Origin of the sequence: Paenibacillus athensensis, assembly GCF_004514475.2 — a bacterium.
Classification (GTDB): Bacteria; Bacillota; Bacilli; order Paenibacillales; family NBRC-103111; genus Paenibacillus_AL; species Paenibacillus_AL athensensis.
Map to the genome: position 1 here is coordinate 1 of NZ_MYFO02000006.1, position 12,090 is coordinate 12,090.

At 57.6% G+C, this 12,090-nt stretch carries 12 protein-coding genes and 1 rRNA gene; 6 read left to right on the forward strand and 7 right to left on the reverse strand.

Translation table 11 applies throughout. The features are described 5' to 3' along the window. The 3 genes from B5M42_RS12725 to B5M42_RS12735 all read right to left on the reverse strand — a co-directional run. Nucleotides 1–237 (reverse strand): 16S ribosomal RNA (locus B5M42_RS12725); the annotation flags it as partial. 335 nt (nucleotides 238–572) lie between these two features. Further along, entirely contained in the window at nucleotides 573–848 is a 276-nt protein-coding gene (locus B5M42_RS12730) for a hypothetical protein (protein WP_134751176.1), read from the reverse strand. 145 nt (nucleotides 849–993) lie between these two features. After that, nucleotides 994–2,208 (reverse strand): S-layer homology domain-containing protein, encoded by a 1,215-nt coding sequence (locus tag B5M42_RS12735; protein ID WP_134751174.1) that lies wholly within the window; start codon nucleotides 2,206–2,208, stop codon nucleotides 994–996. A 229-nt stretch (nucleotides 2,209–2,437) separates the two neighbouring features. Here B5M42_RS12735 and B5M42_RS12740 point away from each other — a divergent pair, with 229 nt between their 5' ends. The 4 genes from B5M42_RS12740 to B5M42_RS12755 all read left to right on the forward strand — a co-directional run bounded on the left by B5M42_RS12740 (nucleotide 2,438) and on the right by B5M42_RS12755 (nucleotide 7,243). Beyond that, on the forward strand, nucleotides 2,438–4,309 hold the full coding sequence (locus B5M42_RS12740) for an FAD-dependent oxidoreductase (protein ID WP_134751172.1): 1,872 nt from the start codon (nucleotides 2,438–2,440) through the stop codon (nucleotides 4,307–4,309). Nucleotides 4,310–4,478: 169 nt separating this feature from the next. Then, nucleotides 4,479–5,267, forward strand: coding sequence for a DeoR/GlpR family DNA-binding transcription regulator (locus B5M42_RS12745; RefSeq protein ID WP_134751170.1), 789 nt, complete (start codon nucleotides 4,479–4,481; stop codon nucleotides 5,265–5,267). Further along, nucleotides 5,245–6,063, forward strand: a complete 819-nt coding sequence (locus B5M42_RS12750) for an HAD family hydrolase (protein WP_134751168.1) — start codon at nucleotides 5,245–5,247, stop codon at nucleotides 6,061–6,063. The genes B5M42_RS12745 and B5M42_RS12750 overlap by 23 nt, the downstream gene beginning before the upstream one ends. 1 nt (nucleotide 6,064) lies before the next feature. After that, a complete protein-coding gene (locus tag B5M42_RS12755) occupies nucleotides 6,065–7,243 on the forward strand; it encodes an MFS transporter (protein ID WP_134751166.1) in 1,179 nt (392 codons plus the stop codon). A 79-nt stretch (nucleotides 7,244–7,322) separates the two neighbouring features. Here B5M42_RS12755 and B5M42_RS12760 read toward each other — a convergent pair whose 3' ends face one another. From B5M42_RS12760 to B5M42_RS12775, 4 genes are all read right to left on the reverse strand, one after another. Continuing rightward, entirely contained in the window at nucleotides 7,323–7,868 is a 546-nt protein-coding gene (locus B5M42_RS12760) for a hypothetical protein (protein ID WP_167689721.1), read from the reverse strand. Between the two features lie 43 nt (nucleotides 7,869–7,911). Continuing rightward, nucleotides 7,912–9,393 carry a DEAD/DEAH box helicase gene (locus B5M42_RS12765; protein ID WP_134751162.1) on the reverse strand — a complete coding sequence of 494 codons (1,482 nt, stop codon included), beginning with the start codon at nucleotides 9,391–9,393 and terminating at the stop codon, nucleotides 7,912–7,914. 468 nt (nucleotides 9,394–9,861) lie between these two features. After that, nucleotides 9,862–10,443, reverse strand: a complete 582-nt coding sequence (locus B5M42_RS12770) for an RNA polymerase sigma factor (protein ID WP_134751160.1) — start codon at nucleotides 10,441–10,443, stop codon at nucleotides 9,862–9,864. Nucleotides 10,444–10,573: 130 nt separating this feature from the next. After that, nucleotides 10,574–11,413: an alpha/beta hydrolase family protein gene (locus B5M42_RS12775; protein WP_134751158.1), complete on the reverse strand. Its 840-nt coding sequence runs from the start codon at nucleotides 11,411–11,413 to the stop codon at nucleotides 10,574–10,576. A 97-nt stretch (nucleotides 11,414–11,510) separates the two neighbouring features. On the opposite strand from B5M42_RS12775, the gene B5M42_RS12780 reads away from it, so the two are divergent. Together B5M42_RS12780 and B5M42_RS12785 are read left to right on the forward strand one after the other, a co-directional pair. Then, nucleotides 11,511–11,771, forward strand: a complete 261-nt coding sequence (locus B5M42_RS12780; RefSeq protein ID WP_134751156.1) for a DUF2573 family protein — start codon at nucleotides 11,511–11,513, stop codon at nucleotides 11,769–11,771. A gap of 70 nt (nucleotides 11,772–11,841) precedes the next feature. Then, nucleotides 11,842–12,084, forward strand: a complete 243-nt coding sequence (locus B5M42_RS12785) for a YkuS family protein (protein WP_134751154.1) — start codon at nucleotides 11,842–11,844, stop codon at nucleotides 12,082–12,084. Nucleotides 12,085–12,090: the final 6 nt, after the last annotated feature.

A 12,090-nucleotide genomic window follows, 5' to 3' on the forward strand; every position in this document is an offset into this window, starting at 1 on the left:
AGGCCCATCCTCAAGCCACAGATTGCTCCGTGTTTCATGATCTCTCCATGCAGAGAGACCAGCTATCCGGTCTTAGCTATCGTTTCCGATAGTTATCCCGATCTCAAGGGCAGGTTGCCTACGTGTTACTCACCCGTCCGCCGCTAACCCTTTCCCGAAGGAAAGAATCCGCTCGACTTGCATGTATTAGGCACGCCGCCAGCGTTCGTCCTGAGCCAGGATCAAACTCTCCAATAAGGTGTGGACAATTGCTTGTCCGTTATTGTTAAGCTCAAATAGCTCAAAATTTACTGCTAGCGAGATTTTGCAATCTCTTGTTGTGGCCGCTTGCGCGACCGTTGTGCTTCTTCACTCGTTGTTCAGTTTTCAAAGAGCAATCGGTGTTTCATTGCCGCGCCGACTCTCGAAGGCGACTTGATTAATATATCATATCTGCCTATCTGATTGCAAGCACTTTTTTTCAACTTGTTTGTCGAATCGTGCTGCTTTTGAAGCGGCAAAAAGTAATATAACAAATTCCGAGAGGGAATGCAAATGTTTTTATAAAAAACTGCAAAGCCCGCTTGTCAAGCTTAATGAACTTCGTTAAGTACTTCCTCCACAAGCTCCCGCTCCAGCCGTTCCTTCAACGTATCGTTGCTCCCTCCGCTTTGTTCGCGAATCCGAATAAACTCGCGGGTCAAGCTTTTCACCTCATCCAGCCGCCCCTCTTGCGCCAGGCTTTCGGTCCGGTCAATGACATAATGAGCAAGCGCCTGCAGCGCATCGTCAAAGCTGGTCGCTGCATTCTCCGCAGCGCGATAGCCGGCGTAGTATCTTTTGAATGTGTGCATGAGTGTCTCTTCCATAACGCACCTCCCGCATGAATGATGGTTACTATGTGCCAAGGAGCGCCATTTTATGCAAAAGAAAAGCAAAAGCCCCTTGCCGTCATTCAGCAAGGAGCCCGTTGCTTGATTCTAACCTTTTTCTCTAGTGAACCGCTTATCTGTATTATTTAATGTCGATCGAAGTAACTAGCTGGCTGGTGCCGCGGACCTCGATCAGATGGTTGGTAACAAATTGCGAAAGGTCGCCGGTAATGGCCACAGTAGGCGAAACGTTGTACACCGTCGTCTGCACAGCACCGTTGACGGTTTGCGTCAAGGAAATCGTTGCGATCTTACCGCTGGCGTTCATCGTTGTGGCGGCCAAAAAGCCCGTTGCGCTAAAGGCGGGATCGACAGACTGGCCTTTTTTCACGACTTCGACAAAAATGACTTGACCGTTGTAGGAACGCGCCTTGACCACATCACCGACTTGCAGCGCCGTTGCAGGTACCTGCACGCCATCCCGGAAAATAAACGCGTTCGGGTTAAGAACCAGCTGCGTGGTCACTCCAGCTTTCACCAGCGTCAGCGCATTGCCGTAAACGGCTGCGCTTACGGTACCGCTAGAGGTATCCTTGTCCGGCATCTGGTCCCCAGTGCGGTCCAGCAATGCCGCAAGCTGCGCCCGGGTCACCGCCTGGTTCGGCCGGAACGTATTGTCTTCAAAGCCGTCAATCAGTCCTTTGTCAATAGCTACGGCCACATAACCGACCGAGCCGGCGGGAATTTTGTCCGCATCTCTGAAGCTGAGCTTGGTATTCATTTTTGCCTTGGCTTCCGACTCCAGCTTGAGCGCTTTGACGAGCAACGTCGTTGCCCAGAGACGGTCGGCGTCTTTTTGCGGCTGAACGGCGTCATCGCTTTCGCTGAACAGGTCGTTTTCCAAGGCTACGGCCACATAGCCAACCGCCCAGGAAGGAATTTTATTGGCGTCTTTGAAATTAAGCTGCGTCGCCATCTCTGCTGAGGATTCGGCTTGATCGCGCAAGCCCATCAGCCGTACGGCGGCCGTAATCGCTTCGATCCGGGAAATCGCATTCCGCGGTTTGAAGCTGCCGTCCTCGTAGCCCTCGAATACCCGCTTGGAGGCCAAGCTGGCTATGTACCGGGCTGCCCATTCCACGTCGCCGCCCTTCAAATCCTCAAACGATAACCGCAAATTGACTGTTGCGTTCCCATTTGCTTTGATCGGGGCTTCGTTGCGCCCTTTGTTGTTCATTCCTTCAAAATCCTTGCCGTGACCGTGTCCATTGTCCTTGGCCAAAGCCGCTGCGCTGCTTCCAAGCAGCATCGAAAGCGCCAAACTACCGGTTACAATCGGTTTCCACATGGTTTTCATCAAGTTCCCTCTCCCTTATTCATCGTTATACTTAATAACAAGTAGTGCCAGATAAGGACCTTCGCGAAGGGTTCCTGTGTTCATGCTACAAGGTTCGCCCAAGCCTGTTTTTTTGAGGGGGTGCGCCTGAAAAAAATCTCACCTTTCTATTAACATCCTCTCCGGCAGACGTGATAAACTAAAAGAGAATCATAGAATCCTTTTATTTCAAGCGGAAAAGAGGCTGCCCATGCGATTTGTAAACAAACGCTTATTGGTGCCGGCCGTGGCGCTGGCGCTGCTGGCCGGAGCAGCAATTCCGGCAGGCAAGCTATGGCCCCGCGACCGCCCTGCAAGCAGCGGACCCAGCAGCTCAGAGCACGTTCGCACGCAGGTCCCGCCTGCAACCCCTGCTGCAGCAACGCCGGCCGCAACACCGGCAGCGATGCCTCAAGCCACGCCGGAGGCCGTTCCCGCCGCCAGCGTCACTTCCGATGTATATGGTCAGGAGCAAGCCGATGTAGTCGTCTTTGGCAGCGAGCTGGAGGGGCTGTATTTGGCCCGGGCCGCAGCGGACGAAGGGCTGAAGGTACAGATTCTCGATCCGCGATCCGCATTCGGCGGGCAATTACTGCAGGGACAGATGCTGTTCCTGGACGAAACGCGCGACGAGAAAGGCAAATCGCTCGTGCAAGGTCGGGCCAAGGAGCTGTTTGACGGCTTCAAGAGCGGCAAAATCCGCAAGCTTTCCGAATTCACCGCTTATATGAACAAGCTGGCTGCGGGCATTCCGCTCGAATCCGGCATTCACATTCAAGCGATTCACACCACGGACACCGCTGCCGCACGCCAGTCCATTACGTCCGTGGATTACACAACCGCCGATGGACAGCAGAAGCACATTGCTGCTACCTATTGGGTCGACAACACCGATTTCGCCGCACTGCTCAGCCGCTTGAAAACGACACGCTTGCCGGGTCTGGAAAAGCTGTACGGTCAGCAGCACATCGAATACATGGGCGCAGGTATGATGATGGCGTTCAAAAACGTCGACTGGGCCGCCTTCAACCACACGTTCAACGACCTGAGCGCGGGGGAGAAAAAAGCCCGCTTTGGCGGCGGGTACGTCAACGATTCGTTTGCGATCGGACTAAGCGGCATGACGCAAGCGTATAAGCCGACGAACGAGCGGGTGTTTTTACGCGGCTTGAATGCCGTGAACCAAAAGGACGGTCAGGTGCTGATCAACGCCCTGCTCGTCTACACCGTCGACCCGTCGGACGACAAGTCCGTGGCTGAAGCGGTCGAGCTCGGCCAGCGCGAAACGCCGCTGATTCTGGAGCATTTCCGCAAAACACTGCCCGGCTGGGCCCATGCCGAATTGAACGGTCTGCCAGCTTATCCGTATATTCGCGAATACAATCACTATGAGATGGATTACGATCTGCAAATGTCGGACCTGCTTTCCGGCAAAATGAACTGGGACGACGTAAGCATCGCCGGCTATCCGATAGACCTGCAGGGCACAAGCGCCAACAAATGGGGCATCGAAATGGGCCGCCCCGACAAATACGGCATGCCGCTGCGCAGCTTTTTGCTCAAGGGGTACGACAATGTCATTGCAGCCGGCAAAAATGTCGGCGCTTCGGCTATCGCCTTCGGCAGCGCGCGCATCCAACCGAACACAAGTCTGGCAGCGGAGTCGATCGGCGTGATCCTGGGCCGGATTCACGGCAAACAGACGCTGCGCGACCTACAGCCGCAGGATATGCGCGCCTTGCATGAATATTTAGCCGCTCACGACCATATTCAGCTGGAAGGCATTGCCGGCGCGAACAAGCTGGTGGGCTGGAGCGCAGACGAAATCGGCAAGCTGAACGACGGCGCGATTATTTATACCACATATAAGCATCACAATCCGTCCCCGCCTCCGACGCCAAGCCCATCGCCTCGTCCGTCCCAGCAGCCTTCGGCAAGTCCGCAGGCGCATGCGACGCCAGGCTCGAAGTCCGCTGCTCCGGCAGCAGCCGGCAAGAAGCAGACTCCTGACAAGCCTGCTAAACAACCGGATGGACAAACGCAGCCGACGCCTTCCGCTGCACCTGCACCTGACGCACAATAAACCGTTTGAAAACGCTTTGGCTCGTCTCATTGAGCTGAAGCGTTTTTGTGTTGTCGTATGTGTATTTTTAACTGAATGTACTTGAAAACACTTATCAAAAGACTTATAATTAGCGCATTGACTTATAAATACTTACTATCACTTACGCATAAAGAGGTGATGACCCGCAATGTTTCAAGAGGAACGGCTGATTTTGATTGAGGAGTACTTAAAATCGCATAAACGCATTACCATTGAGCAAATTTGCGAGCTGTACGGCGTCTCACGCGATACAGCGCGGCGCGACATGGTTAAGCTGGAGGAGCAAAGCCGGATTATCCGCACGCGCGGCGGGGCGATTTTGCCCACCTTATCCAAGGTTGTCGGCGATTACGAGCAGCGTTTGCAGGAGGAGTCCGGTTCCAAGAAATCGATCGGTCAAGCTGCCGCCGCTCTGGTTCAAGATGGCGACTACGTGCTGATGGACGCGTCCACGACCGTGCTGCAAGCGGCGCTGGCGCTGCGCTCGGTCAACAATGTCGTTGTGACCAGCTCCATTCAAATCGCAGCTGCGCTGACGAGCCGGGCCGACACGACGATTCACATGCTCGGCGGTCTGCTGAACAAAAAGCATCACTGCGTCACCGGCGCCAAAGCCATGCAGATGCTCAGTGACTATCATGTGGACAAGGTGCTGATTGGCACGTGCGGGATTACGTCGGACGGACTGACTTCTCCCAATGAAGAAGACAGCTATTTGGACCGCGAAATGATTCGCCGGGCCGATCAGGTCATTGTGCTGGTCGACCACTCGAAATTCGGCAAAAAGCTGTTTCATCGACTAGCGGATTTTGAAGAAATCGATGTGCTCGTGACGGACCGGGAGCCCGATGCCGACATTCGCGAGAAGCTGCAAGCCTGCAACGTAGAATTAGTCATAGCCGGAGGGATGAACGATGATTCGATTGTTTGTAACTGATTTGGACGGAACGCTGCTGGATCACAGCAAAAAGGTGTCGCTCCGCGAGCGCGAAGCGCTGCAGCGGATGAAGGCTGCGGGGATGGAGCTATGCATCGCATCGGGGCGCATGCATACGGAGATGGTGCAGGTGATGGAGGAAATCGGCTTTGCCGCCTATTCCGTCTCGCAAAACGGCGCTTTTATGCACGATAAAAACGGCGAGCTGCTGCACATGCAGCGTTTTCCGGCCGAGCTGGCTTACGAGCTGTACCAGGTAGCCAAGGATGCCGAGCTGGTCAAGCTGATATGCTCCGGCGACATGAACTGCCTGACGGAGCGCTCGGCAGCCTCCGACGCCATACAGGCGCGAATGTTCAAGCCGTTTGTGGAACGACCGGACGCAGCCGATGCCCTGCAGGACGAATTGCCGGCGTGCAAATTTTCGTTTTTTGGCCCGATGGAGCGGCTGAGCCGTTTGCGCCAGGCTTACGAAGCGAATTTTGGAGACCGGGTCACGATGTATTACGCGGACCACGACTGTCTGGATGTGATGCCCCTTGGCGTATCGAAAGGCGACGCGCTGCGGCTGCTGATCGACCGGCTTGGGCTGGAGGCGCACGAAATCGCCTGCATCGGCGACTCGTTCAACGATGTATCGATGCTGGAGCTTACGCCGCACAGCTTTGCTATGACCTGGGCTCATATGGATGTGAAAAAAGCAGCGGCGCGCGAGGTCGAATCCGTGGCGGCGGCGCTGGCCGACGTGCATGAGCTGAACCGCGCAGCAGCAGCCCCCGCCGAAGGCCGCCCGTGATATGGACCCGCTAAAACGGATTGTCGCCATAGGCGCAGCATCCTATTGGATCAACGGAGCCACTTACGTCGCTTGGGGAGCCGTTCTGACCGAGCTTTTGGCTCATTACGGCAAAAGCTACAGCAGCGGAGGCTTGCTCGTGTTTAATCTGTTCTTAGGCTTCTTGAGCGGCGTGCTGTCCATGCCGCTGCTGGCACGCCGGATCGGCAGCCGGGCATCCATCAGCGGATGCTACGCCCTGCTTGCGGCAGCGGCGCTGACCACCGCCTTGCTGCCGCCGTGGCCTGTAGCGGTGACGCTGCCGTTTGCGGCCGGCTTTGCGTTTGGCTTGACGGAGGCTAGCGTCAGCACCTTTGTGCTGCTGGCCGCCGACCGGAAGCAAGCGGATGCTTTCAGCAAGCTGGAGGTCGCATACGGCGCCGGGGCAATGATGACGCCGCTGCTGTCCAGCCTGCTGATTGCCGGTGGTTTGTGGCGCGGCTCCTTTCTGGCGCTGGGTGCAGGTACACTGGTCATCGCCTGGCTCTGGTCCCGGCTTTCCTTCGGACCGCATGACGCCCGGCTGGCGTATCGGCCGGCAGAAGCCCGGACAATGGCAGCAGCTCCGGCGTGGACGCGGCGATCGGCGCTGTTTTTCGCTTTACTGCTGCTTGTTTTCTTTTTATATGTCGGGCTCGAAAATGTCCTCGTCAATTTTTTGCCCTCGCTGTTCCGCGACCGGCTGCACGCTTCCACATCGCTGTCCACGCTAACGGTCAGCTTCTACTGGCTGACGATGGTGGTCGGCAGGCTGTTTGCCGGAAGACTGGCGGAAAAGGTGAGCTATTGGCGGTATCTGTTCATCGCTTATGCGGGCAGCTTGGCCATCGTGCTGCTGTGGATGCCGATGGCTTCCATCGGGCTGAGCTTTGCGCTCGTGCTGCTGCTCGGTCTGTTGATGTCCGGGATGTTCGCGATCGGGATCATCTACGCCAACGCGATGCTGCCGGGACGCACAGAGCAAACGACGAGCCTGCTGATTGCGGCCGGCGGTCTGGGCGGCTCGCTGCTGCCGCTTGCCACGGGTCCGGCTATGGACCGCTGGGGCGTCGGCAGCTCGCTGACCGTCGTCGCAGGCGGACTGCTGCTCGCTTTGCTGCTGCTTCTGCTGTCCCGCGGAACGCTCAGCCCACACGAATAAAGGATGGCGTTTCCTTCCACGGACCGGCCGTGGCGGAAAACGCCATCCTTTTTCGTTGGTGATCTGGGCTGACCGGCTTTTATTGCAGCTTGAGCGCAATTCGAACGTCTGACGGCTCGAAGACGACGTCCTTGACGCCAACATGCGGCGGCAGCTGCTCGCCGAGCGGCACTTCAAGCTCCGGCAGCTTCAGCCAGCCGGAGGGGAGCGCAACGCCGCGTATCGTCGTCTGGCGATGCGTCAGCAGCAAGCGCCCGTCATGCCAGCTCAGCTGAAACAGGAGCCGCGCCCCGACGGGCACAGCATTGTGCCAGCGCAGATTGACGTCGGCGGCCAGCTCGTCGCCGCGCAATTCAAATCGCGCGCCTTCCAGCAGCAGACCGTGCGGCAGCTGGGGCTGCGCAGCCAGCTGTTTTTTGGCCAGATCGTTGATGTCCCGCTCGTTCAGCGTCACCTGCAGCGACAAAGCGCGCAGCATATCCATCAGCTTATCGCCAAGCCGCAGCTCGCTGTAGGTCAAATCCAGCTGCTGCTGCGGCTTGACGAACCAGACCGCGGCGCCGCATGCTGCAGCGAGCAGCAGGACCAGCAAGCCAAGTAACACGATCCATTTCCTGATCAACACAGACGCCCCCATCTCCCATGAGCAACGTGATTACGCAAGCGCGCTAGTCGCGGCTTTGTTTGTCCTTCAGCCATTTCGGCGCGCCCTTGTTCTTGCGGTCGCGCTCGCGCTCCGCCTTGCGCGGAGCCGGAGCGCCCGCGCGGGGAGCGGCGCCAGGTCCGCCGCTCCGCCCGTTCGCCCGTGCCGCTCCGCCGCGCGCGGGCGAACCCGCAACGCCGCTGCCCGCGGGCGCAGCGGCGTTAGACCGGCCGCGGCCCGCATCGGCCGCGGCAGCTCCCGCGCCAGACGGCGCGGCGTCCGGCCGCGCGTGGCTGTGCACGCGCGCGGAAGCCGGCGCGCCGCTCTGGCGCGCCTCGCGGCGGCTGCGCATCGCGGCCGCGCTGCGGTCTTGGGCCGGGTCGACGATCCGGCCCTCGTACATCGCCTTAGGCGCAATAACGATGCCAAGCTGCTTTTGAAACTTGTCGAGGATAAATTGCTCCCTAGGCGTAATAATCGAGATGGCCGTTCCTTTGCGGCCCATCCGACCTGTCCGGCCGACGCGGTGCAGGTAATAATCCGCGTTCGGAGCCGGGTCCAGGTGAAACACGTGCGTCACGCCGGCGATATCCAATCCGCGGGCCGCGATATCGGTCGCCAGCAGCAGCTGGAAACGCCGCTCGCGGAACGCATTCATCACGCGAGCCCGCTCCTGCTTGCCCGCTTCGCCATACAGCGCCTCAATGGACAAGCCGACAAACTGCAGCTTGCCCAGCACCTCGGCGACGTCGTCCGTGGCGTTAATAAACACAATCGCCGAAGGCGGATTAATCAGCCGGACCAGCCGGCGCAGCGTGTCGATTTTGTCCCGTTCCTCGCACACAAAAGACAGGTGCTCAATGGTCTGGGCGGTCCGCTGCTCGGGATCGATGTGCAGATGCTCCGGCTCCTTCAGCCAGCGACCGGCTGTTTCGATCAGCGAATCGGGAATCGTCGCCGACACGAAGACGATCTGGCTTGTCCGCTGCATGCTTTTGAACAATGCCTCAACCTCATGCATCGAGCCCAAATCAAAAACCTGATCGACTTCGTCAACGACGGCTGTGCGTACATGGTGCAAGCTGAGCTTGCGCAGCTTGAGCAGCTCCAGTACCCGTCCCGGAGTGCCGACGGCAATATGCGGATGCAGCTTGAGCTTCTCCACCTGCCGCGACAACGCCGCCCCGCCGATCAGCGATTGCGCGCGCAGCGGGCCGCCCGCGGTCAGCCGCTCGATGTCCTGTAAAATCTGCATGCCCAGCTCGCGCGTCGGCACCAGCACCAGCGCCTGAAGCTGCTTTTGCTGCGGATCGATCCGCTCCAGCGCAGGCAGCACGTAAGCCAGCGTCTTTCCCGTGCCGGTCTGCGATTGCACGATGGCGTCCTTGCCGGCCCGCAGCGCCGGAATGGCCGTTGCCTGAATCGGCGTCGGCTGCGTCAGACCGAGCTCACGCAGTCGCGCCGCATATCCCGAGCCGTTCAACAATTGTTCAAAGCTTATGTCCACGTCATGACCTCTTTTCGTCAGCTTCCTTTGTCCTCATTATAAGCGACCCTGCCGCATGGCACAATGGCGGGCAGCGCGTCAACCTCCCCTGCCATATGCGGGCAGGAATCCAAGCGATCCCGCTGATCTGCGCGCTTGCGCGTCTGCCGCCCGGAGCATGCGTTGCGTCGGACCGCTTTCTTACGCAAGCAAAAAGCCGACGGCTGCCCGCTGGAGACGCTCGTCGGCTTGAATTATGTACGCTATTTTCAGACCAAATAAGAAGACTGCACCGTTGCTCGCCGGATCGCGGCAGGTTCACGCCGTCCTACGCAGGTTGTCTGCAACGCTGCAAAGCTGCAACGTATTACTGCCGCGCGCCTCCCCCTCGTCCAGCCGCAGCCTGAGGTCGGAGATTCCCGCCCAGCTCGTCAAGCTGCAGAACAGGTATGAAACGAAACCTGCGGAATTGGCTGCTTGATCGCTGCGCTACTCATGGGCCACGCCCCATTCTTCCATCAGCTTCTGGCGAACCGCTTCGCGGGCGCGATATAGCCGTTGACGCACCACGCCTTCAGTCACCCCAAGCTCAGCTGCCATATCCTTATAAGATAGATTATGAATCCATTTCATCGCAATAATTTGCCGGTATGAAGGACTGAGCTGATTGATGTACTTGACGATCGCTTCGCGCATCAGCTTCAGCTCGACCTCCTTTTCCAGCGGAACGAGATAATCGGAGGCCGGGGCCGCTTCCTTCATTACAAAAATCATCTCCGCGTCCAGCTCGTCGCGATTGCGCTTATGCTTCCGCAAATGGTTGAGCGTAACGTTGCGGGTGAGCTTTTTCAGCCAGCTTTCATACTTGTCCCGCTCCTTGAGCATCGGCGCCTTGCGCACGGCCCGCAGGAACGCTTCCTGAATGATATCCTCGACGCCTGCATGATCACGCAGAATAAAATATATCATCGGGTACACCAATATATAAAATTCCTGATATACGTGCTCTTGTATGCCTTTATCCAAAGTATAAAAATCGCTTATGAACAAGTGCATCAAATACTTCGACATAAAAGCCCCCCAGCACAAACCGGATCAACTGCACGCGAACTGTTTTTACCTCCTTATATTAGGGCATTACTGTGAAGTAAACAATATTAAACCGAAAAAAAATGGCAATTTCACGCAAAACTTGCTGAAGTCAACTCCCGTTTGTGCATTCGTTTGCGTGCTCGCCGGCACGCTGCCGCTGATTATCCAGCCACGCAAAAACCGCGTCCAGCGCGCGTTCGTCGTCTTCTTTGGGGAAACGGTGCGGCAGTCCGTCGTACAATTCCATCGCATAGTGCTTGTTGGCCGCCTCCAACGCCCGCGCCAGCTTGCGAGCCTGCTCGACACTGACCTGGGTATCCTTTGTGCCGTGCACAATCATCACCGGCTGCTTGAGTTCTCCGGCAAAAAACACCGGCGAACGCTCCATGTAGCTGTCCGATTGCTTTTTCGGGTGCCCGACGACACGCTTGAGCATCCGGCGCAAATCAACCCGCTCCTCATAGGTGTGCAGCAGGTCGCTGACTCCGCCCCACACGACGACCGGACCGGCCTCATCGCTGTGTTTGGCCGCCAGCAGCGCCATCAGCGCCCCGCGCGAAAAGCCGATCAGCGGCACCGGACCGGGCCGCACCTCAGATAACGCCTGCACGAGCGGAATCGCATTAATGATATCGTAGCGGTCATCGCCGCCAAAGTCCTCCCGCCCTTCGCCGCCCTCATTGCCGCGGTAAAACGGCGCGAACACGACATAGCCCCGGCGCGCCATCGAAATAATGCGCCGCTTGCGCACCATGCCGACCCGGCGAATACCGCCGCGGCAGTAGATAACGGCCGGATGCGGGCCGTCACCCTCAGGCATAGCCAAATAACCTTTGACGCGCAGACCTTGACTGCCGTAAGTAATCAGGTGCAGCGATACGTGGCGGGTATAGCAGCGCAGCGTCAATTGCTCCAGCAGTTGACCGTCGCGCACGAGCGTGTTGTCCATCGCGATTCACTCCTCTCATCTTTGACACCAGCGTTGTCGTAGGCTAAGCTAAGGTTGTTGCTCATCGCGTATAGGTTTCTACGGAAAGGCGGACCTTATGAATCCCGAATTTGCCAAGCAATTTGACAGCCTGATTGAAAAAATGGCCGAGCTGGTCACAGGCGATACGTCCCCCGAAATGCTGGAAAAAGTGAAAATTTGGGCGGTATACAACCATGCCCATAAAGCGCTGCCCCACCTGACCGGACACTGGGCGCAGCAATATCCCGAAGGCAAGGCCGACATTCGCGCCATCTTCGAGGAAATCCGCAGCGCGAATCAGGCGTTGCAGGCCGCGCGGTCCGAACGGCAGGAATAAGAAAGCGCCGAACGTGCGACACTAAGCCGGGACTACAATCCGACAGCCGATTATAAAGGAGATGTTGTACATGGCAAAGGTCGCAGTGGAACAAACGCTTGGCGATGTAAAAGAAGCACTGCAAAGCAGCGGTTTTGAGGTCGTTTCGATCGAGCAGGCAGAGAACGTTGCATGCTGCGTAATCTCCGGCCAGGACAAAAATGTGCTTGGCGTCGCCGACGCGGTATCCAAGGGCGCGGTGATCAACGCCGACGGTTTGACGGCAACTCAGGTCGTCGAGCAGGTAGAGCGCAGCGTCAAACAAAGCGTGTAAGCGCAG

What these genes read in the sequence shown, in the direction of transcription:
- B5M42_RS12730 (WP_134751176.1), bottom strand. Translation starts at nt 848, where the DNA reads ATGGAAGAGACACTCATGCACACATTCAAAAGATACTACGCCGGCTAT.
- B5M42_RS12735 (WP_134751174.1), bottom strand. Translation starts at nt 2,208, where the DNA reads ATGAAAACCATGTGGAAACCGATTGTAACCGGTAGTTTGGCGCTTTCG.
- B5M42_RS12740 (WP_134751172.1), top strand. Translation starts at nt 2,438, where the DNA reads ATGCGATTTGTAAACAAACGCTTATTGGTGCCGGCCGTGGCGCTGGCG.
- B5M42_RS12745 (WP_134751170.1), top strand. Translation starts at nt 4,479, where the DNA reads ATGTTTCAAGAGGAACGGCTGATTTTGATTGAGGAGTACTTAAAATCG.
- B5M42_RS12750 (WP_134751168.1), top strand. Translation starts at nt 5,245, where the DNA reads ATGATTCGATTGTTTGTAACTGATTTGGACGGAACGCTGCTGGATCAC.
- B5M42_RS12755 (WP_134751166.1), top strand. Translation starts at nt 6,065, where the DNA reads ATGGACCCGCTAAAACGGATTGTCGCCATAGGCGCAGCATCCTATTGG.
- B5M42_RS12770 (WP_134751160.1), bottom strand. Translation starts at nt 10,443, where the DNA reads ATGTCGAAGTATTTGATGCACTTGTTCATAAGCGATTTTTATACTTTG.
- B5M42_RS12775 (WP_134751158.1), bottom strand. Translation starts at nt 11,413, where the DNA reads ATGGACAACACGCTCGTGCGCGACGGTCAACTGCTGGAGCAATTGACG.
- B5M42_RS12780 (WP_134751156.1), top strand. Translation starts at nt 11,511, where the DNA reads ATGAATCCCGAATTTGCCAAGCAATTTGACAGCCTGATTGAAAAAATG.
- B5M42_RS12785 (WP_134751154.1), top strand. Translation starts at nt 11,842, where the DNA reads ATGGCAAAGGTCGCAGTGGAACAAACGCTTGGCGATGTAAAAGAAGCA.